Here is a 20,159-nt window from a genome sequence, read left to right on the forward strand (position 1 = left end):
CGTCACTATTTAGCTGTAATCGTCACTACATCATGTTGATATGCACAGCAATCGGGGTTTTGTTTTACATGACCACGAGTTGTTCGACTTCAATCTCTGGCTTATTTCCGCCTTCAAATTCGCCAAACAGACGGACTTTAGTCGTGTGATCAATCGGAGTATTTAGCTGAATATCGTCATCGAGTTCGACCATCACTTCACCGGAACCATCGCTAAAGACAAACTTATCCGCGCGAACTTGACGCAATAAGTTACCTTCAACGACCACATCTTTTTCAGTAAACATATTGGAGTCGTTTAGCAAGGCATCCAATTTTTCCACAGTGACAGGACCGTTAAACTGCAAGTTTGATTGGTTTTGAGCGTTATCTTTCGCGAACGCGATAGAAGGAGCAATAGCTAAGGCGGCGATTGTTGCGATAATTGTATTCTTTTTCATGTTACATCCTCATCGGTTTGTTTTGATGGGGTCATTAAAGCAGGGCTTGTTTGAACCAATGATGATTTCAACATTCATATTCTATTCATTTGCTTGAGTAAGTGGGGACGATGACGTTATGATTGTTCATCTTCCTCTATTCCTTACAAATGTTCATGAAATCAGCGATCCCATCTTTAATGGTTCAAGGCACCACTTCGGATGCCGGAAAAAGTGTCCTTGTGGCAGGTTTATGCCGTGTATTAGCACGAAAAGGGATAAATGTTGCCCCATTTAAGCCACAAAACATGGCACTAAATAGTGCGGTAACCAAAGGTGGCGGTGAAATAGGTCGAGCACAGGCCGTTCAGGCACAGGCGTGTAATATTGAGCCAACCGTACATATGAATCCGGTTTTAATTAAACCTAACAGTGATACAGGTGCTCAGATCATTTTGCAGGGTAAGGCGATTTCCAATATGGATGCGGCTGGCTTTCATGATTACAAGAAAGTGGCGATGGACACGGTGTTAGATTCCTTCTCTCGTCTGACTCAAGAATTTGATTCGATCATTATCGAGGGCGCGGGGAGTCCTGCTGAAATCAATTTACGAGAAGGCGATATTGCAAACATGGGTTTTGCTGAGGCCGCTGATGTACCAGTGATCATTGTTGCTGATATTGATCGTGGTGGAGTGTTTGCACATTTGTACGGAACACTTGCGTTACTTTCTGAATCTGAACAAGCGCGAGTAAAAGGATTTGTTATCAACCGTTTTCGAGGTGATATTCGTTTATTGCAATCGGGCCTCGATTGGCTAGAAGAAAAAACAGGTAAACCTGTACTTGGTGTACTTCCTTTTCTTCATGGTTTGAATTTAGAAGCAGAAGACGCGATCACTGCACAGCAAGAGTTGCACTCTGAGGTAAAACTGAATGTTGTTGTGCCTGTTTTAACCCGGATTAGTAATCATACTGATTTTGATGTGCTGCGATTGAATCCAGACATCAATCTACGTTATGTAGGTAAAGGCGAAAAAATAGATAAAGCCGACCTGGTTATTTTGCCTGGGACCAAATCGGTCAGAGACGATCTGGATTATCTAAGAAGCCAGGGGTGGGATAAAGATATCTTGCGTCATATTCGTCTTGGTGGAAAAGTGATTGGTATCTGTGGCGGCTACCAGATGCTTGGAAACTTGATTGATGATCCAAACGGCGTCGAAGGCCAACCAGGTCAAAGCGAAGGACTTGGCTTGCTTGATATCACTACGACGCTAACTAACAGCAAACAGCTTACAAACACACAAGCACAGCTTTCTCTTAACGGCAAAACAGCCAATGTAAAGGGTTATGAAATCCACGTAGGGCGAAGTGAAGTACGGGGCCTGCAACCTCTTACATTCAGTTCCGGTGAAGCGGAGGGGGCGATCAGCGAGTGTGGCCAAATCATGGGAACCTACCTTCACGGGTTCTTTGACGAGGCAGATGTCTTAAGCCTGGTATCAGAATGGGTAAACGGCACCCAAATCAAACAACAAGACTTTGAAGAGTTAAAGGAGCAAGGCATTAATCGCATCGCAGATGCGATAGAACAACATATGCGCCTTGATTTTTTGTTTAAATAGCACATTAACTGATTGAACTTTATATTCAAATAACCTGTTCTTTCGCTTGCCTTGTATTGGAGTATCTCTATGAAAGCATGGAAAAAGCATGCTTGCCTTGCGGCAGTATTAAGCATTTCATTTTCAGCAAACGCAGCAACGAACCTAAAAGTGTATGCAGCCTCTTCTATGACGAATGCGATTAACGAGATCGCGCAAAACTTTGAAGAAAAGTATGACGTTTCTATCACTCCCGTTTATGGTGGTTCTTCTTCTATCGCTCGACAAATTATCAATGGCGCACCAGCGGATGTATTCATTTCTGCGAACACGAAATGGATGGATTATTTGGTCGATAAAGACGTCATTTATCGTGACAATGTCATAAATTTAGTGCGCAATAGCTTAGTGTTGATTGCTCCCCAGTCTTCAGAATTAACCTCATTTAACTTTTCTGATGCAAAGGCATGGGAGAAGGCATTGCATGGAAATCGTCTTGCGTTAGGCAATCCGACGTCAGTGCCTGCTGGTATGTACGCGAAAGAGTCATTGACTACACTGGGTGTATGGAAAGCGGTTCAAACTCACGTCGCACCAGCAAAGAATGTGCGCTTAGCTTTGGCGTTGGTTGAACGTGGAGAAGCGCCTTTAGGTGTGGTCTACAAAACCGATGCTCAGTTAACTGATAAAGTCAAAATTGTCGGCGAATTTGCGAGTGATACGCATGCGGCTATTGTTTACCCGGCTGCAATTGTGAATGATTCTACTGAGTCGGAGCAGTTCTTCCAGTACCTAAAATCGGACGAAGCCGCACGCGTTTTTGCTCAATATGGCTTTCAGCAATAAACCGGCCTTCAATTATAGGAACGAAGCGTGACAGAACTGGAATACCAAGCCTTAATGTTAAGCCTCAAAGTAGGCGCGTACGCAGTACTTTGGCTGATTCCTCTCGGCGTTTTTCTTGCTTGGCTACTTTCTCGAAAAACGTTCTTTGGTAAATCGATTCTCGATAGCTTAATTCATTTACCACTGGTATTGCCGCCAGTGGTAATCGGCTATTTATTGTTGATTTCTTTAGGACGACAAGGGGTCCTTGGAAAGTGGCTCTATGAAAACTTAGGGGTAGTCTTTAGCTTTAATTGGAAAGGGGCAGTAGTCGCTTGTATTGTCGTGGCTTTGCCTTTGATGGTTCGTTCAGTACGCTTAAGCTTAGATAGCGTCGACCCTAAATTGGAGCACGCAGCCTCTACGTTAGGCGCTTCTCCTTTAAAAGTGTTTCTCACCGTCACGTTACCACTGACCATTCCCGGAATTATTACGGGCACGATGCTGTCATTTGCTCGTAGTCTTGGCGAATTCGGGGCGACGATCAGTTTCGTCTCTAACATTCCGGGTGAGACCCAAACGATTCCGCTGGCGATGTACAACTTTATTGAAACGCCAGGTGCAGAAATGCAGGCGGCTCGTCTGTGTATCATTTCTATCGCGTTAGCCTTGTCTACATTAATGATCTCTGAATGGCTAAATCGTAAAGCGGCAAGCAGATTGGGTGCGAAGCAATGACGATTAAAGTCCAATTTAAACAAATGCTTGGTGAGACTGACTTCGACATCAAACTTAAGTTACCCTGTAACGGAATTAGTGCCTTGTTTGGACGATCTGGTGCTGGTAAAACGACGTTGATTAACATCATCAGCGGATTGGTCACTCCAAGGCAAGGGTATGTTGCGGTTGGTGAGCATGTTTTGTTTGACAGTGAACAGGGAATCAACCTACCAACGCACAAGCGTGGTATTGGTTATGTGTTTCAGGATTCACGTTTGTTTCCTCACTATTCGGTTCAAGGCAATTTGTTATATGGCGTTAAAGAAAAAGATGACGAGTATTTTGATGCAGTCACCGAACTCTTGTCTATCAAACCGTTACTAAAGCGCTTTCCGGTATCACTTTCTGGTGGTGAAAAGCAACGTGTTGCGATTGCGCGCGCATTGCTATCTAAACCCAATTTGCTTTTGATGGATGAGCCACTTGCCTCACTCGATATGCCAAGAAAGCGTGAGGTAATGCCTTTTCTCGAGGAGTTGTCGGAGAAGGTAAATATCCCTATTATCTATGTCACACACAGTCTCCAGGAAATTTTAAGGCTTGCTCAGCACCTTGCAATTATTGACCAAGGTAAAATTTCGAGTTCAGGTAAGCTTGAGGAAGTGTGGGCTTCTCATGCTATGCGTCCATGGCAATCTTTCTCAGATCAAAGCAGCTTATTTGAAGGCCGGATTGCTGAACATCATGAACGTTATGCACTGACTTGTATCAGCCTTGCACCTAATGTATTCCTGTGGGTGCAAAAGATCGACGGAACACCAGACACGCCAATACGCTTGCAAGTGCGTGCCAACGACGTTTCTATCACGCTCGAGCAACCCAAGGCGACGTCGATTCGAAATATTTTGCCTGCTATTGTCGATTCCCTCGAGGCGTTTAACGCAGCCGATGACAAGCAGAGTATTAATGTATCACTCAAGCTAGACGAGAAATGTTATTTGTGGGCAACGATCACACCGTGGGCCCTTGATGATCTCAACCTAAAAGTTGGTAGCCGTGTTTTTGCACAAATTAAAGGTGTCAGTGTGACACAAAAAGATATGGCACTAGCGCCTCATTAACCGTTTAGACTGATTTACGCTTCATGATCAAAAAAGGCCGCAAAGTGCGGCCTTTGTTACTAGAAGAATGTCGGAATTACTTCGCGAATACTTCTTTGAATTCACGCTTAAGAAGTGGGTCACGACGTGCTTTCTTAAGTTGCTTAACCATGTCTTTCACACAGTTGTGAAGCACATTATCAAGTAGTTGAGCACGGTATTCTTCTTTATCTTCATCTGTCATGTTTTCTGGCAGATTAAGAGTCGGAAACTCTTCCATCACATTAATACCAGCGAATGCTTGGCCTACAGAAACTAGAGCATGAAACTGTTCAAAGTTGTCTAGAATGTTCTGTGCACTTGCTGGCATTTCGTCCCATGATTCACGTACCGCCTCTTCAGACACTTCATGGATAGAGGTAACCATTTCGAACATTTGCTCTGGAACTTCGTCAAATTCGATAACTTTACGTAGCTCTGGAGAAATGCTGGCTAGATCGATTTTTTTGCTTTCGCTGTTAGTTGCTTCTGACATGGTGTGTCTCTCATTACAAAAAGGCGGGAATATTAATACCAAATGCATCAAATAGCTATACCCATTAACCCGCAAGATGACCAAAGTGAATGAGTTTGTTGAACTTCTGCTCACAGGCCATGATTAGATAGGGTAACGTCCAGTCTAACTGCTTTATGCAATGGATTCCGTGATATTCAAACAAAAATATAGCACTTAATTATGAGTCAAATGCAACAACTCTATGAGTATGGTATATGTTTAATAAAGACATAATTAAAAATGGAACGCGTTATGCAACCGACAGGGACATCGATGCGAATCCTTCTGGTTGACGATGTTCAGCTAGACAGGATGCAGTTGGCTATTCGTCTAAAGCAACTTGGACATATTGTAAAAGCCGTAGGTAGTGGACTAGAGGCGTTAAATACCTACGAGAGTTTTGATCCGGAACTGGTGTTACTCGATATATCAATGCCAGATATGAACGGTTTTGAAGTCTCTCTTCATATAAGAGAAACGTTTCCGGATTGGATCCCAATTATTTTCTTGAGTAGTCACGAAGAGCCAGAAATGATTGCTAAAGCCATAGATGCGGGCGGTGATGACTATTTAATTAAGCCGGTAGATAAACTGGTACTGAACTCTAAACTTATCGCAATGCAGCGTATTGCTCATATGAGACGAGAGCTTAAGCAAGCGACAGCTCAATTGGAGCAGGTTAATCAACTTTTGACTCAGCAAGCGAATGAAGATGGCCTAACCAAACTCTATAACCGCCGTTATATCGACCATAAGTTGGAATCGATGGTTGCATGGCATGGCCGTCACAACATGCCAATGGCTTTGATTCTATTGGACGTCGATTTTTTTAAACCGTTTAATGATAACTACGGTCATATTGAAGGCGACCGTTGCTTACAAGCGATTGCGAATCAACTAAAGGCGACGTTTTGTCGCTCTGGGGAATATGTAGGTCGATATGGTGGAGAAGAGTTTGTCGTGTTGCTAGGGTGTACCGACACTCAAACAGCAGAAAGAGAAGCCGAGCGTATACAAGAGGCTATGTATTTTCTCGATTACCCACATGAGTATTCTAGTGTGTCAAATAGAGTGACAGTGTCACAGGGTGTTTTTGTTTTTCAACCGACAGGGAAAGAAGTGCAATCAGATTTGTATGCGACAGTTGATAAAGCACTATATACATCAAAATCTTTGGGAAGAAACACACATACTGTGGTTAATTCTTTTTAAAAACAAAATCTTATGAATATTACTCCTTTTGTTGCGTTGTCACTTTTTGGTGGTTATTTTAAAGCTAACTCAAAGTAAGATAGGCAAAACAGTGCGAACGGAATGTCGCAATCGGGCGTATACCTTATACCTTTGATTAGATAGATAACATCGGGATAGTGGCAACGATGAGTGCAGTTATTATGCTGATGGGGAAGTTCGGTTTTGTTTTAAACCCGGACAAGCTTGTTAACTTTCACGATTGGTGAGGGTCTAACGAAGCTTTATGCAGTTACGTCCGGCCTTTTTCGCTTTGTAAAGTGCTTCGTCCGCTAATTTAATGACGTCCAGAGGAGCTTGCCCATTCCGGCTATCAGCAACTCCGAAACTTGCGGTAACAAAAACCGACTTTCTTTTCGAGCTGTTGCTACCACGACGTTTTTGTCCTTGTTTATGGTTCTCAGGGCGAGATTCTTCATCGCGTAATATCATCTCGTATTCTGCAATCGATTTGCGAGCTTCTTCCAAAAAGTTCTTACATTCGTCAGCGTATTTGCCTTTAAAAACGATGGTAAATTCTTCTCCGCCAAATCGATAAACTTTTGCGCCGCCTGGGGTTTTAGTGAGGCGCGAAGCGACCATTTTTAGAACGTCATCACCAGTATCGTGACCGTAGGTGTCGTTAAACTTTTTAAAATGGTCAACATCAAGCATTGCGATCGTGAACTTCTTACCCATGTGTTTTAGATCGAGATCAAGTGCACGTCTGCTCGGAATCAGCGTTAGGCTATCGGTGAAAGCCAGTTGATGGCTAGCGGAAGCGGCATAAATAATGATAAGCAGCCCTGTTAGAGTAAACATGGTGCTTGATATGTACTGCACATCAAAGAAAATGAACGTCGCAGACGCCAATACCATGGCAGAGTAGGTCATCGCATGGATAATTTCATTCTTCTTTAAAACAAGAATTCCAAGAAAACAGACAATACCCACGCAATATAAAACAAGAATGAAAGGCAGTTTAGAGACCGTCGGTACAATAAATAAAATACCGCTTGTCCATTGTTCAAACCCTCCTTCAACGTAATATGCTAGCGTTAGATAAGACCAAAGAACGAACATTGCTAACATCAAGATGTAAGTCAACATGGCTCTAGAGTCAAAACCTTCTTTACTAAACAAAAATACCGTAAGAAACGAGACAGGAAGTAACGTGGCTAAAATGGTTAGCTCAAGTAAAGCGGTACCACTTTGAAGCGGGACTTGTAGGCGGTGCTGTATCACGAAATAGGCTAGCAACATTGCCAAGCACACCATGGACTCTCTGCCTTGCTTAAATGAATAACAAAGGAGTAGCGCACAACCTAATAGTATGTACGGCAAGTTTGCGGCAATGCCCCAGTTTGCCTGAGTCATCTGAATAATGCTGTCCATGCCCGAACTCACTATGCCCAGTAGCAAAAAAGGGAATAAGAATCTGAAGCCTGATGAAGTCATTGACGATGAGGACATCTATTACAAACTGCCTGAAAATAGTTGACTATATAATTGGTTAGGTAAATCGTTTTATCAATATGGATATTTATCCGTTATTGAATTTCGAACTTTGAGAACTAGCAAGAATACGTCTATTTGTTCCTTTTCCCAAGTATTTTGGAAGACATTACCGCAAAAAGAGAGAGATTGATTAAATTAAGAGCAATCAATAAGTTGTTATAAACAAGTCGTTGCTATACTCATTTCATAGGAAAAAGGAGATTTACAGATGCAGATAAGCTCAGATGTGCACAATTACATGGAAACATTAGTAGGTCAGGTTCTCAGTTTGCCCGAATTTTTAGAACAGTATGACAACGAACAGTTAGCCGATATTGCTTGCCTTGCGCTTATCCAGCTCAAGCCTGTCTATATCCGTTATGATATTGATTTTTTGTCTTCACTTCCTGAACAAAAATTAAGCCAGTTTAAGCAAAGCGCGGATATAGCGGTGAAAAACGCTGCAGAAATGGTGAAAGAAGACAGGCGTAAGAACCGAGAGTATGATGTGCCTGTAATTTTTTCCCATACTAGTTATGATGATGACAAAGAGTTGGATTGGTATGAAAAACCGATCCTTAACGTTAATATTAAGTAAGAGTCGCTCAGTTGACTAGTGAGCTGACCCAAGGAGGAATCGTGGGATTTTTTTCGCGTTTGTTTGGTGGTAGTGAGAAAACGGTTGAAGCCAAAAATATCGAACCAGTTGAATATAAAGGTTTCCTTATTTACCCAGAGAGCCTTTCAGAGGGCGGACAATATCGCATCGCTGGTCGAATAGAAAAGCATGACAATGATGAAGTGAAAACACATCGGTTTATTCGCTCCGATTTGCTTGGCTCAGAGCAAGATGCCAATGACCTTATGTTGAAGAAATCTCAAATGTTTATTGATCAAATGGGCGATAAAATCTTCGACTAGCAATTTACTGCAATTTGATTCCAGTCATCTTAAAAAGAGCCATTAGTGTATATGCTAGTGGCTCTTTCTTTTTAACGCTTAAATCTCTGTTAAGTCAGTATTTAATCGTTACCTGGTTAGACCTCAGTCAAGTACGGTGTTGCGTTGTTATTTTTCGTGCACAGAGCGACAATCATTCATTACTTAGCGTTATATGTAATGAAATTTAGTATTTAAATTACAAAACACTTGAAGTAATGAGACGCGTTCGATACAAACAGAATAATAACAGGGCTGTTAGTCAAGGTGTTATTGTGCAAATGGGTGTCCCCAAACATCATCTTTCGTTTGCAATTGTCTTGCGTGGTAAACAGATAGAAATAAAAAAGAATTAGAGTAGAGCGACGCTCTGTTTTGGGACTAATTTATTGATATGTATACAAGGAGTATGCGTTTTGCAAATCGGTGTACCTAAAGAGATACTCGCGGGTGAATCGCGAGTGGCTGCATCGCCGAAGTCGGTTGAGCAGTTAATAAAATTGGGATTCGATGTCGCGATTGAATCCCAAGCGGGGGGGCTAGCGAGTTTCGATGATGCCGCTTATGAAGCAGCTGGTGCGAAAATCGTTTCTAGTGAAGAAGTTTGGGCATCTGGCCTTATTTTAAAAGTTAATGCGCCAATTGTGGATGATGAGCAAGGCATTGACGAAATTGCGTTACTGCAAGATGGAGCAACACTGGTTAGCTTTATTTGGCCGGCTCAAAATGCTGAGTTGATGGAACAACTTTCAAGTAAGAACATTAACGTTCTTGCCATGGATTCCGTTCCTCGTATCTCACGTGCACAAGCCTTAGACGCGCTATCTTCGATGGCTAATATCGCTGGTTATCGTGCAGTGGTTGAGGCAGCTCATGAGTTTGGTCGTTTCTTTACAGGTCAAATTACGGCTGCCGGTAAAGTACCTCCAGCGAAAGTATTGGTTGCGGGTGCTGGCGTCGCTGGCTTGGCGGCTATCGGTGCTGCAGGTAGCTTAGGTGCCATTGTCCGTGCGTTTGACGTCCGCCCAGAAGTAAAAGAGCAAGTTGAATCGATGGGCGCTGAGTTCCTGACCGTTGACTTTCAAGAAGAGTCAGGCTCTGGGGATGGCTACGCAAAAGAAATGTCTGATGACTTCAACAAAAAAGCGGCAGAGTTATACGCAGAGCAAGCTAAAGATGTTGATATCATTATTACGACCGCGCTCATCCCTGGTAAACCTGCGCCGAAGTTGATCACCAAAGAAATGGTCGACAGCATGAAAGCGGGCAGTGTAATTGTTGACTTGGCAGCCGCTAATGGCGGTAACTGTGAATATACAGTGAAAGACCAAGTTATCATGACGGATAACGGGGTAAAAATTGTTGGTTACACTGACATGGTTGGTCGTTTGCCTACACAATCTTCTCAGCTTTACGCGACAAACCTTGTTAACCTTCTAAAACTGCTGTGTAAAGAGAAAGATGGCAACATCAATATTGATTTTGAAGATGTTGTTATCCGAGGCGTTACCGTGGTGAAAGCAGGTGAAGTTACTTGGCCAGCTCCACCAATTCAGGTTTCAGCTCAGCCGCAAGTGAAACAAGAACAGCCTGTAAAGCCAGAGCCTAAAATAGAAGAACCTACGTCTCCAACGAAGAAAATTATTGGTGTGGCAGCGGCTGTTGGAGCCTTTGCATGGGTTGCATCGGTTGCTCCGGCAGCGTTTCTTTCTCACTTTACTGTATTTGTTCTAGCGTGTGTTGTCGGATACTACGTAGTATGGAATGTTACCCATGCACTTCATACTCCACTAATGTCAGTAACGAATGCTATCTCTGGCATTATTGTCGTTGGTGCATTACTGCAAATTGGACAAGGTAATGGCGTCGTTTCATTCCTATCTTTTATTGCCGTATTGATCGCGAGTATCAATATCTTCGGTGGTTTCACCGTTACCAAGCGTATGCTTGAAATGTTCCGCAAAGATAAATAGGAGTCACAATGTCTGCAGGATTAGTACAAGCAGCTTACATTGTTGCTGCATTATTTTTCATCATGAGTTTGGCGGGGCTTTCAAAGCAAGAGTCTGCTCGTAATGGTAACTACTACGGTATCGCTGGTATGACGATCGCGCTAATAGCGACGATCTTTAGTCCAGATGCGCAAGGTTTTGGTTGGATCATTATCGCGATGGCGATAGGTGGTGCGATCGGTATTTTCTATGCGAAGAAAGTAGAAATGACCGAGATGCCAGAACTGGTTGCGATTCTACACAGCTTTGTAGGTTTAGCTGCGGTTTTAGTTGGCTACAACAGTTACCTAGATGCGCCAGAAGCAGCAACACATGCTGAGCATGTTATCCACCTTGTAGAAGTATTCTTGGGTGTGTTCATCGGTGCCGTAACTTTCACCGGTTCAATTGTCGCATTTGGTAAGCTGCGTGGTGTGATTTCTTCGTCGCCACTTAACCTGCCTCATAAGCACAAAATGAACCTCGCAGCGGTTGTTATTTCTACGCTTCTTATGATCTACTTCGTAAAAGCAGATGGCAGCATGTTCGCTCTTATTGTGATGACTTTGATCGCGTTCGCATTCGGCTACCATTTAGTCGCTTCAATCGGTGGTGCTGATATGCCAGTTGTTGTCTCTATGTTGAACTCATACTCAGGTTGGGCAGCAGCGGCAGCAGGTTTTATGCTAGCAAATGATCTATTGATTGTAACAGGTGCTTTGGTAGGTTCATCAGGTGCGATTCTTTCTTACATCATGTGTAAAGCAATGAACCGTTCGTTTATCAGTGTTATTGCCGGTGGTTTTGGTCAAGAGATAGTGATTTCAGGTGACGAAGAGCAGGGCGAATATCGTGAAACAACGGCTGAAGAAGTTGCAGAGATGTTGAAGAACTCAAAATCAGTAATCATCACTCCAGGATATGGCATGGCAGTAGCTCAGGCACAATACCCTGTTCATGAAATTACTGATGTACTTCGTTCACAAGGTATTGAAGTTCGCTTTGGGATTCACCCAGTAGCGGGGCGTTTACCGGGGCATATGAATGTGTTACTCGCTGAAGCAAAAGTACCGTATGATATCGTTCTTGAAATGGATGAAATCAATGATGACTTTGCAGAAACCGATACCGTATTGGTTATCGGTGCTAACGATACGGTCAACCCAGCCGCACTGGAAGATCCGAACAGCCCAATCGCTGGTATGCCCGTATTGGAGGTATGGAACGCGAAAAACGTAGTGGTATTCAAGCGCTCAATGAATACTGGTTACGCAGGAGTACAGAACCCACTGTTCTTCAAAGAAAATACATCAATGCTATTTGGTGATGCGAAAGAAAGTGTTGAGTCTATTTTTAAAGCACTTTAACCATTCTTGATTTAAAACTATACAGGGTCAGCAATCGCTGGCCCTTTTTTGTTCCGTTTCAATGTTATAGTAATGCAAATCCTTCTGTTAGCAGATGTCAATTGCTTGTAGATTGATGTATAGTTTTGGCTAATGTAACAAGTGACGGTAACAGTTTGATTAAAAAGTTTTTGCTCGGTTTTGCAACTGTATTGCCGCTTTTTTCGGCACCTGCATTTTCCGATTCACTACCAGAAAGAATAGATACGTTTACAGAGCTATTTAACTATGAAGTAGCTCTTAAGTCGTACGATATTCGTATTCTGCAATCAAATTATCCTACCAAGTTACTTGCGCCAGATTCGCTTCTGCCGCAAACGTCTGACTATCCGTTAAAAGATATCCAACAGCTTTACAGCTTGGCGAATACTTGTCGTGGCAAATTACCATTAAGTCCTTTAATTACTGAGCCTTTAGTATTTACAAGGGCGATTTGTAAAGGGACGCAGCTGACACCTCGTTGGTTCTCGCGTAGTGGTCTCATTCACCCTGGTGGTGGGACGTATGCGGCACGTTATGTGGATAAGTATCCAGAACTCAAACCCAAACTATCTCAGTACATGCATATAAAAGAGCGTGATAACGAGGAAGGGGATGAGTTGCTAGAAAGCTTGAAAAACATGGATGACGACGCCATTAATGCTTTGATTGCAGGCGCGAGCATGTTTATTGAAGGTAACGAACTTTGGTTAAGGCGTGGTGACCGTTACTTTGTTTTCGAGAAAGATATCTGGCAAGAGAACGTAGCGAATGCGGGTCTGTCATACGCTCTAGCGTCTCAAAGCAAAAGTTGCTTTGTTAAACGAGGTAATATTTGTTGGGATGTAGAAGATCACTCGCAAGTTTTGCGGATCAGTATGATCATACTGGTAATCGCCAATATTCTTTTGGTGATTGGTTGGGCGGTGTACCGTTGGAATAGCAAGCGAGAAGAACTACGTAGTAGAATGCTCGTGTTGCAAATTTTAACGCATGAGCTCAGAACACCGATTGCATCTCTGTCACTAACGGTTGAGGGCTTTCGTCGAGAGTTCGAGCATTTGCCTGAAAGTGTGTATGACGAATTCCGCAGATTGTGTGAAGATACGCGCCGCCTGCGTCAATTGGCAGAAGCAAGTAAAGATTATTTGCAATCTGATAACCAAATGCTTGCAACAGACTGGGTACCATCCGTTGCAGATTGGTTAGAATTTAAGATCGAAGAAGAATTTGATAGTGCCGTGCTTTTTAACATCAATGAAGATGTGGCTGCTAAAGTTAATGTGTACTGGTTAGGAACTTGTATCGATAACTTGCTTCGTAATGCGCTTAAGTACGGTGTCGCACCGGTTGAATTGGATGTCTCAACTAGTGAAGAAAAAATAGTATTCCAAGTCCGAGATGCAGGAGGCCTAACGGCTAAAGATTGGGCAAATTTGAAGAAACCGTTCGTAAGTAAGAGCGGGTTAGGACTTGGATTAACAATCGTTGAATCTATGGTAGGCCGCATGGGCGGAAAAATGTCCTTAATGGGACCACCTACAACTTTTATATTGGAGATACCTTGTGAAACAGACACTGCTTCTCGTTGAGGACGATAAAAACTTGGCTGACGGCCTGTTAGTAAGCCTGGAACAAGCAGGATATGAGTGTTTACATGTGGAGCGTATTGCAGACGTAGAGCCACAATGGAAAAAAGCTGACTTGGTAATTCTCGATCGCCAACTCCCAGATGGTGACTCTGTACAATGTCTCCCAGAATGGAAACAGATTAAAGACGTACCAGTTATCTTGTTAACGGCACTTGTTACCGTAAAAGATAAAGTTGCAGGCCTTGATTCCGGCGCGAACGACTACTTAACAAAGCCTTTTGCTGAGGCGGAGCTTTTTGCGAGAATCCGTGCACAGCTACGAGCACCGGATTCAGCAGAACAAAGCAACGCTGATAAAGTGATTACAAAAGACTTAGAGATTGACCGCTCGACTCGTGAAGTGACTTATAAAGACGAGCTAATTACGCTTACTCGAACAGAGTTTGATTTGCTGCTTTTTTTGGCGTCAAACTTAGGTCGCGTGTTTACTCGTGATGAGCTACTTGACCACGTTTGGGGTTACAATCACTTCCCGACAACACGTACGGTTGATACACATGTACTACAGCTTCGTCAAAAACTGCCAGGACTGGAAATTGAAACACTTCGTGGTGTTGGCTACAAGATGAAAGCATAAGTCGTAATGAAAATACTACTCCCTGTAGTTCTCTCATTAGCGTTAGTGAAACCAGTCCATGCAATGGACTGGTTTCAAACTAACACGCCTTTAACACAGGCACATCAACACTTACTTGAAGATGATCTTACGGGTATGTTCAACTCTCTTGTTGAACTCTGGCAAACGGAACCAAGTAAAGATTTGACTCCTCACCTTAATGATCTTCTTGGTCAGTCACTATCTAAAAACTGTGGCAAGGCTCTCACTGGTGTAACGCTGCCTGATTGGATAAGTGGTGTGAACGTTATTCGTCAGACTATTCAAAGCCCTGGGCGAGATACATTTAGATTGGTAATCAAGCTAAGAGCTACAACTGACATCGAAAATATTTCATTTAATCGATGGGTGGATGATTCTATATCCGCGGACAGTTCATTCAGCTATGAACAACAGCCGAGCGGGACGGAACTTGCCAACGAGCGTAGCTACTCGAAACGCTATAACTTAACAGGTAAACTTGAAGCTGGTTTATATCACTTAACCGTTGTTTCTACTGATAAACAAGAGTATCGAACTTGGGTAATACTTGGAGATTCAAACTCTTCTCAATATGTTCGTTGGACATCTAAAGAGAATTGGAAAGTAGAAAAGAGCGCACTTCGTAATCCCCATTGTCCATTACCGCAACTTGAAGTCGGTTTGTATGACTACATTGATGGCCAGTACGAGCAAATGTGGAAAAAGACTTACGAGTCTAACTATCCAAATTCATTGGAGCTAGCGGGTGTCCCAAACGATAGATACGTATTGGCGGTAAGTATCAATAGTCGCCGTTGGCAGGGCGATATAATTGTTGAGCAGGCTCAAACTATTAGCCGAACCTATGATCTTTCCCAGGAAGAATAGTTAAAGAAATACTACTTGTGCCGATAAAGGTTCAGGACGAACTAAAATCATAAGTGTAGTATGAAAAACAAATATAAAATTCTTGCCACTTCTGTTGCTACTATTCTTTTCGCTAATGCTGCTTCTGCTGCTACTTATGCGATAGAGGCTCGTAGTGATGCAATGGGGGGCGTTGGTACCGTATCAGCAACTTATCTAACTGCGCCTTTTTTCAACCCCGCTCTTACTGCGATTTATCGCCGAAATGACGATGCAGGAATGATCGTGCCAAGTTTTGGTGGCAGCTACGATGATCAATATGATCTAGTTGATGAAATCGAACGCATCAGCAAATTGACAGACGTCGATGAAATCAAAAAATCGATGGATGCTATCGATGGGAAAAAGACAGACTTTGATCTTGGTGGTGTCGTTGCCATTGGTATCCCCAACAAATTCTTATCTGCAACTGCATACGGTAAGCTATACACTGAATCATTCGTACAACCAAATGTTGATACCTCAGGTACTAATCCATTAGATGATAGCTATGTACAAGGTGTTTCTATTGGCGTGGCTGAAGCTGGTATTTCACTTGCTAAATACACTAATTTCATGAACCAACACCTTTCTTTTGGTGTTACTCCTAAACTTCAGCGTATATACACATACTCATACGCCACGAGTTTTCAGAATTTTGATACTAAAGACTTACGTGAAAATGAGACCGCGGAAACGATGTTTAACTTAGACGCAGGCGCACTTTGGTTCTTTGGCCCATATCGTCTCGGTATTTCAGCGAAAAATTTGATCGGAAGAGACGTTAAAACAAAATCATTCCAATATGGCAGCGATACGATAAAATCATACGAATATAGCATGCGTCCTGTATACACCGTTGGGGCAGGGATTGTTGCCGATTACTTTACGATGAGTGTTGACTACGATCTTAACGAAGAAAAACGTTTTTCATCCTTTGATGATAATACGCAAATGATTCGAGCTGGTATTGAATTTGATATTTTGCGTCAAATGGCATTACGAGCAGGGTATATGAAGAACTTAGCTCGAAGTAAGGACGAAGGAACCATTACTGCTGGTATCGGGTTGTCTCCACTTAAGTTGTTCGAATTGGATATCGCAGCTCAGTACACAAACGAGAACGCTATGGGTGCATCCATTAATTTCCTTGCTACCTATTAATTGAATCGTTATAGTCAGCTCCTCAAAATGAGGAGCTTTTTATGTTTGACGATTTACCCCCTCTATCTCACCAAGAGCAACAACAAGCTGTAGAGAGAATTCAAGAATTGATGGCGAAGGGCACAAGTACTGCAGAAGCTATCAAAATTGTTGCCGAACGGATTCGTTCTGAGTACGCAGAAAAACAACAGCAACAAAACTAATCAATTCATGGACAGGGCATACGCCCTGTTTTTTTTGCCTTTCTATTTTCAATTCCTTTACATTCCCAAACACCACCCTAGTTACGCTGTAACTACAATTTACTAAACCTATATGATTTTAATCTTGTTCAATTGCCTTTAAGACTAAATAGCGAGTTAGTAAAATTTTACCCAATCGTGTTAACCTTAGTTTTCGTAGCACAGGTAATTAGGCATTTTTTAAAGAACTCATAAATTAAACTCAATAATATCAATTCTTTACCTCGGGCATTTAATCTGCCGACCATATTGGTTGCGATTAATTTTGTAATTTAATTACAAAGTGCGAGAGGACTTCGTTCCCAGATAGAGGATTATGCTGAAAAAAGAAAAAAGATACACCGTAACTTATAACGGTAATTAAACTAGACTTATTAAATAAGCGATATAAGAACAGTAAGCACTCGCAGACATATGTAATAGATGAATCGAAGTCCATCTTATTGAGCTGCTTTTTTAGCCGAAATACGTCTCCTGGATTTGAGCGGAGCGTTACATATTGAACACGCTTAACCTAAAGTAGTTTTACTAAACTAGGCGACATTGAAGTGGGTAATATGAAACCTCAAGAGTAGTAGAAATCAAGAGCAGTAACGCCTATTACAACGTAACGTTTCCTGACGTCCTTCCTGTTAAATAGTCCGATAATTAGAGAAGAAATTGGGAAAACATCGTTGATCTTTGGATGAGTAGCAGTAGTTTTGATGTTGTGTTCGCTCTATGTGGACTAGACTTAATATGAGAACAAAAACTAACCAAGGGAGGAATGATGGGTTACAAGCACGTTTTGGTTGCTGTCGACTTATCTAAATCTAGCCAATCCGTTATCGAAAAAGCAATAATGCAAGCAGATAACTCAAGCAGCAAACTCTCATTTGTTCACGTAGATGTTGATCGCATAGTCATGGAAGCGAAGGAAGAGCAAGAATTGGAAAGAAGGCTGCAAGAGCTCGCTGATAAATGCTTATACCCAGTAAACGAGACCATGGTAGTAATCGGCGATCTTCATATAAAACTATCGGGAATCGTCAAAAAAGAGGGGATAGATTTAGTTGTCTGTGGTCATCATCACAACTTATTGAGTCGCTTTTTTTCATCGATACCAAAGGTTGTGAACGAAGTTGAAGCTGATTTATTAATCGTCTATTTAGACGAGTGATCGACAACTCTTGTTCGCACTCATCATTTTTTGTCAATAAAAAGCCGAACGTTTATGTTCGGCTTGGTGTATCGGTGATAATAAAAGTTTTTAGCCAGGAATGATTGATGCCTCATGAGATAAAACAGATGCAGACTCCGCGTTTGACTGCAGATCAAAATGTACGTTAACTTGCACGCCTTCTCGCTCAAAAGTGACATCATCAAAATCGGTCATAGCGATTTTGAATCCATTTCTAGCAAAAAAGCCAGTCACCATAGTTCGCTGCTTAATTTCTAATGCAGACGCGAGTAGCTTATCCATGGCATTCTCCTTAGTTATTGTGGGGATATGGGTAGAAGATACACATAGATTGGTATGAAATCAATTTTATATAAAGTTGCTTTTGATGAAAATTTTAATGTAAGTCAATCTATCATTTACCCCACGTGATTTATTCCACGCAAAACCTTGATAACAAGACGGAAGAGCATCCCACATTGTGATAGCAAGCATAAAGATGGGGGGGTTAATAAATGCCGCTGAAACAATATGTTACAAAGATTAGCGTTAGGCCTAGTTGAGTAGACAACGCAAAATTCTAAATCTGAACAACCGCCCTAAAATGACTCACTCTTCAATACTTGTGATAACTCAGACCGAATAAAAGTAGATATCTCAGCTAGCTTTCTTGGCAAAGGGTTTTGATAAGGGTAGGCAATATACATGGAACGTTCTATATCAAAAGTTTGCGATATTCGGATGTTTTTGTCTATATAGTTACTTTTAACAAGATAGTTTGGAATGACACCAACCCCAACTCCCTCAGAAACAAAGTTTATTAAAATAGAGGTGTTATCAACTTCGATAACATCAGTATATTGACTTTTAATTGATTCCTTATTCGAATGATGTTTGTAGATTAATAGTGTTTTGTGGTTGGCATTACTTACCCTAGATATCAAAATATCACTATAATCACCAATTTTATGTGCAATAAGAGTGTCATCAATAACATTATTAAGCCTAATCGTTAAATCTACATTGCTTTCTAATAAATTTTCTACATTGTTACTTGATGATATTTCAAAATCAACTTTTGGATATCGTTCTTGTAAGTCTTTAAGAACAGAACCAAAAATAGAAGAGGCTATAGAGTTGGGCATTGTGATTTTAAACTTTCCATCAATGCATTCACTCAACGAGCTAGCTCTGTAATTTAACTCGTGCAAACTCTCTAACATCTTGATAGCAAGCTCTCTAATGCTTTCGCCATGATCAGTTAAAACGAGTTTCCTTGTTGTCCTGTGGACGAGTGTTACACCAAGTTGTTTTTCTAATGCTGCTAGCTGCCTGCTCACTTGAGCTTTAGACTTTCCAAGTTCTTTTGATGCCTCTGTAAGAGAGAGGTGTTTACAAATGGCTGCAAAGCAGATCAACTCATTGTTCATCAATTCCATGATTGTTACCTTTTTGCAACTCTGAGTCACGTTGTCTTTTAACTGGTGGGAAAGTATAACTTGCTTCATCGGAGGGGGACAATGATATTTAAAAGCTGCCATGACATAAAGGCTGACTACTATCTTAATAAAACCATATTGGATATTAAGTTAAACCGATATCCTGAAGAAATTAACTCAATCGGATTAAATATAGAAATTAAAGATTTAAAAATAAAAAAATTTTCTCGTGAAATTACTAATTTGGATTCGGGTGACTTAATTCTTGATTGTGCATCATTGATAATGACTCATTCCATATCGAAAAAAGTAATAATAAAAGTTGAAATTGAATCTTTAAATTATAAAGTTAAACGTGTGAGGATATTTAAATATGAAGACTGCAATACAAAATTCGAAAAGATCTGTTTATCAGAAAGATACATTGTATAGAATAATAAATAATATTAATACTTTGTATACCAAATCACTAGTAAAATTATTTGGTGAAGAGTTGAGAATCCATCATTGCAAACATAAGATTAATGTAAGAACCACTAACGAGTTGAGTGAACATATGAAGAAAGATCTAGGTATAGATTGAAAAGTAGAGAGTTTACATCTGTTAGATTCCTTGTTCCTATAAAAGTAATGTAGTACTTACACGTTTGGGTTAAGCAAATGCGTGTCCATGTTGGCTTTGTTGCGTAATTCAGACGAGAAACCAAACCTCCTAAAGTTGACCGACTTTTATACAATATACTGAGTTTCAG

At 41.4% G+C, this 20,159-nt stretch carries 21 protein-coding genes; 16 read left to right on the top strand and 5 right to left on the bottom strand.

Annotation, left to right across the window (positions count from 1 at the left end):
* Positions 1 to 64: 64 nt before the first annotated feature.
* Positions 65 to 439: a YgiW/YdeI family stress tolerance OB fold protein gene (locus R7041_RS07715; RefSeq protein ID WP_005376220.1), complete on the bottom strand. Its 375-nt coding sequence runs from the start codon at positions 437 to 439 to the stop codon at positions 65 to 67.
* Between the two features lie 155 nt (positions 440 to 594).
* Here R7041_RS07715 and R7041_RS07720 point away from each other — a divergent pair, with 155 nt between their 5' ends.
* From R7041_RS07720 to modC, 4 genes are all read left to right on the top strand, one after another.
* Positions 595 to 2,046, top strand: coding sequence for a cobyric acid synthase (locus R7041_RS07720; RefSeq protein ID WP_064369677.1), 1,452 nt, complete (start codon positions 595 to 597; stop codon positions 2,044 to 2,046).
* Between the two features lie 69 nt (positions 2,047 to 2,115).
* A complete protein-coding gene (gene modA, locus R7041_RS07725) occupies positions 2,116 to 2,871 on the top strand; it encodes a molybdate ABC transporter substrate-binding protein (RefSeq protein ID WP_206949008.1) in 756 nt (251 codons plus the stop codon).
* 27 nt (positions 2,872 to 2,898) lie between these two features.
* Positions 2,899 to 3,588: a molybdate ABC transporter permease subunit gene (gene modB / locus R7041_RS07730; RefSeq protein WP_205391170.1), complete on the top strand. Its 690-nt coding sequence runs from the start codon at positions 2,899 to 2,901 to the stop codon at positions 3,586 to 3,588.
* A complete protein-coding gene (gene modC, locus R7041_RS07735) occupies positions 3,585 to 4,691 on the top strand; it encodes a molybdenum ABC transporter ATP-binding protein ModC (RefSeq protein ID WP_086047388.1) in 1,107 nt (368 codons plus the stop codon). Before modB ends, modC begins: the two co-directional genes overlap by 4 nt.
* Positions 4,692 to 4,767: 76 nt before the next feature.
* On the opposite strand, the gene R7041_RS07740 is transcribed toward modC, so the two are convergent.
* Positions 4,768 to 5,205 carry a DUF3069 domain-containing protein gene (locus R7041_RS07740; RefSeq protein WP_005376232.1) on the bottom strand — a complete coding sequence of 146 codons (438 nt, stop codon included), beginning with the start codon at positions 5,203 to 5,205 and terminating at the stop codon, positions 4,768 to 4,770.
* A gap of 273 nt (positions 5,206 to 5,478) precedes the next feature.
* Here R7041_RS07740 and R7041_RS07745 point away from each other — a divergent pair, with 273 nt between their 5' ends.
* Positions 5,479 to 6,438: a diguanylate cyclase gene (locus R7041_RS07745; protein ID WP_017634619.1), complete on the top strand. Its 960-nt coding sequence runs from the start codon at positions 5,479 to 5,481 to the stop codon at positions 6,436 to 6,438.
* Positions 6,439 to 6,690: 252 nt separating this feature from the next.
* Here the strand turns inward: R7041_RS07745 and R7041_RS07750 are convergent, their stop codons facing one another.
* Positions 6,691 to 7,929 (bottom strand): sensor domain-containing diguanylate cyclase, encoded by a 1,239-nt coding sequence (locus R7041_RS07750; RefSeq protein ID WP_130545642.1) that lies wholly within the window; start codon positions 7,927 to 7,929, stop codon positions 6,691 to 6,693.
* A gap of 253 nt (positions 7,930 to 8,182) precedes the next feature.
* Between R7041_RS07750 and R7041_RS07755 the strand changes: the two genes are divergently transcribed.
* From R7041_RS07755 to R7041_RS07800, 10 genes are all read left to right on the top strand, one after another.
* The gene (locus R7041_RS07755) at positions 8,183 to 8,551 is read left to right on the top strand and encodes a late competence development ComFB family protein (protein ID WP_047101090.1); all 369 of its coding nucleotides are present in this window, start codon (positions 8,183 to 8,185) and stop codon (positions 8,549 to 8,551) included.
* A 41-nt stretch (positions 8,552 to 8,592) separates the two neighbouring features.
* Positions 8,593 to 8,874 carry an HlyU family transcriptional regulator gene (locus R7041_RS07760; RefSeq protein WP_005376244.1) on the top strand — a complete coding sequence of 94 codons (282 nt, stop codon included), beginning with the start codon at positions 8,593 to 8,595 and terminating at the stop codon, positions 8,872 to 8,874.
* A 434-nt stretch (positions 8,875 to 9,308) separates the two neighbouring features.
* Positions 9,309 to 10,865 (top strand): Re/Si-specific NAD(P)(+) transhydrogenase subunit alpha, encoded by a 1,557-nt coding sequence (locus R7041_RS07765; RefSeq protein ID WP_171345692.1) that lies wholly within the window; start codon positions 9,309 to 9,311, stop codon positions 10,863 to 10,865.
* Between the two features lie 8 nt (positions 10,866 to 10,873).
* On the top strand, positions 10,874 to 12,250 hold the full coding sequence (gene pntB, locus R7041_RS07770) for a Re/Si-specific NAD(P)(+) transhydrogenase subunit beta (protein ID WP_005376248.1): 1,377 nt from the start codon (positions 10,874 to 10,876) through the stop codon (positions 12,248 to 12,250).
* A 155-nt stretch (positions 12,251 to 12,405) separates the two neighbouring features.
* The gene (vxrA, locus tag R7041_RS07775) at positions 12,406 to 13,860 is read left to right on the top strand and encodes a sensor histidine kinase VxrA (protein ID WP_025767766.1); all 1,455 of its coding nucleotides are present in this window, start codon (positions 12,406 to 12,408) and stop codon (positions 13,858 to 13,860) included.
* Positions 13,835 to 14,497, top strand: a complete 663-nt coding sequence (vxrB, locus tag R7041_RS07780; protein WP_005376251.1) for a response regulator transcription factor VxrB — start codon at positions 13,835 to 13,837, stop codon at positions 14,495 to 14,497. Before vxrA ends, vxrB begins: the two co-directional genes overlap by 26 nt.
* A gap of 6 nt (positions 14,498 to 14,503) precedes the next feature.
* Positions 14,504 to 15,385, top strand: a complete 882-nt coding sequence (locus tag R7041_RS07785) for a DUF2861 family protein (RefSeq protein WP_064369250.1) — start codon at positions 14,504 to 14,506, stop codon at positions 15,383 to 15,385.
* 60 nt (positions 15,386 to 15,445) lie between these two features.
* On the top strand, positions 15,446 to 16,567 hold the full coding sequence (locus R7041_RS07790) for a conjugal transfer protein TraF (RefSeq protein ID WP_053349901.1): 1,122 nt from the start codon (positions 15,446 to 15,448) through the stop codon (positions 16,565 to 16,567).
* A 41-nt stretch (positions 16,568 to 16,608) separates the two neighbouring features.
* Complete coding sequence (locus R7041_RS07795; RefSeq protein ID WP_005376257.1) at positions 16,609 to 16,770, top strand: YoaH family protein; 162 nt, start codon at positions 16,609 to 16,611, stop codon at positions 16,768 to 16,770.
* Between the two features lie 808 nt (positions 16,771 to 17,578).
* On the top strand, positions 17,579 to 17,968 hold the full coding sequence (locus R7041_RS07800; RefSeq protein WP_206949090.1) for a universal stress protein: 390 nt from the start codon (positions 17,579 to 17,581) through the stop codon (positions 17,966 to 17,968).
* A 90-nt stretch (positions 17,969 to 18,058) separates the two neighbouring features.
* Here R7041_RS07800 and R7041_RS07805 read toward each other — a convergent pair whose 3' ends face one another.
* The gene (locus tag R7041_RS07805) at positions 18,059 to 18,271 is read right to left on the bottom strand and encodes a hypothetical protein (RefSeq protein WP_005376260.1); all 213 of its coding nucleotides are present in this window, start codon (positions 18,269 to 18,271) and stop codon (positions 18,059 to 18,061) included.
* A 296-nt stretch (positions 18,272 to 18,567) separates the two neighbouring features.
* Positions 18,568 to 19,407 carry a LysR family transcriptional regulator gene (locus R7041_RS07810; RefSeq protein ID WP_206949007.1) on the bottom strand — a complete coding sequence of 280 codons (840 nt, stop codon included), beginning with the start codon at positions 19,405 to 19,407 and terminating at the stop codon, positions 18,568 to 18,570.
* An 81-nt stretch (positions 19,408 to 19,488) separates the two neighbouring features.
* On the opposite strand from R7041_RS07810, the gene R7041_RS07815 reads away from it, so the two are divergent.
* Positions 19,489 to 19,839 (top strand): hypothetical protein, encoded by a 351-nt coding sequence (locus R7041_RS07815; RefSeq protein WP_206949006.1) that lies wholly within the window; start codon positions 19,489 to 19,491, stop codon positions 19,837 to 19,839.
* Positions 19,840 to 20,159 lie beyond the last annotated feature (320 nt).

Origin of the sequence: Vibrio sp. 1751, from assembly GCF_033339895.1 — a bacterium.
GTDB lineage: Bacteria > Pseudomonadota > Gammaproteobacteria > Enterobacterales > Vibrionaceae > Vibrio > Vibrio alginolyticus.

Coding starts and splice junctions, on each gene's coding strand:
- R7041_RS07715 (WP_005376220.1), bottom strand. CDS start 439: ATGAAAAAGAATACAATTATCGCAACAATCGCCGCCTTAGCTATTGCT.
- R7041_RS07720 (WP_064369677.1), top strand. CDS start 595: ATGAAATCAGCGATCCCATCTTTAATGGTTCAAGGCACCACTTCGGAT.
- modA (WP_206949008.1), top strand. CDS start 2,116: ATGAAAGCATGGAAAAAGCATGCTTGCCTTGCGGCAGTATTAAGCATT.
- modC (WP_086047388.1), top strand. CDS start 3,585: ATGACGATTAAAGTCCAATTTAAACAAATGCTTGGTGAGACTGACTTC.
- R7041_RS07740 (WP_005376232.1), bottom strand. CDS start 5,205: ATGTCAGAAGCAACTAACAGCGAAAGCAAAAAAATCGATCTAGCCAGC.
- R7041_RS07745 (WP_017634619.1), top strand. CDS start 5,479: ATGCAACCGACAGGGACATCGATGCGAATCCTTCTGGTTGACGATGTT.
- R7041_RS07750 (WP_130545642.1), bottom strand. CDS start 7,929: ATGTCCTCATCGTCAATGACTTCATCAGGCTTCAGATTCTTATTCCCT.
- R7041_RS07755 (WP_047101090.1), top strand. CDS start 8,183: ATGCAGATAAGCTCAGATGTGCACAATTACATGGAAACATTAGTAGGT.
- pntB (WP_005376248.1), top strand. CDS start 10,874: ATGTCTGCAGGATTAGTACAAGCAGCTTACATTGTTGCTGCATTATTT.
- R7041_RS07785 (WP_064369250.1), top strand. CDS start 14,504: ATGAAAATACTACTCCCTGTAGTTCTCTCATTAGCGTTAGTGAAACCA.
- R7041_RS07790 (WP_053349901.1), top strand. CDS start 15,446: ATGAAAAACAAATATAAAATTCTTGCCACTTCTGTTGCTACTATTCTT.
- R7041_RS07795 (WP_005376257.1), top strand. CDS start 16,609: ATGTTTGACGATTTACCCCCTCTATCTCACCAAGAGCAACAACAAGCT.
- R7041_RS07800 (WP_206949090.1), top strand. CDS start 17,579: ATGGGTTACAAGCACGTTTTGGTTGCTGTCGACTTATCTAAATCTAGC.
- R7041_RS07805 (WP_005376260.1), bottom strand. CDS start 18,271: ATGGATAAGCTACTCGCGTCTGCATTAGAAATTAAGCAGCGAACTATG.
- R7041_RS07810 (WP_206949007.1), bottom strand. CDS start 19,407: ATGGAATTGATGAACAATGAGTTGATCTGCTTTGCAGCCATTTGTAAA.
- R7041_RS07815 (WP_206949006.1), top strand. CDS start 19,489: ATGATATTTAAAAGCTGCCATGACATAAAGGCTGACTACTATCTTAAT.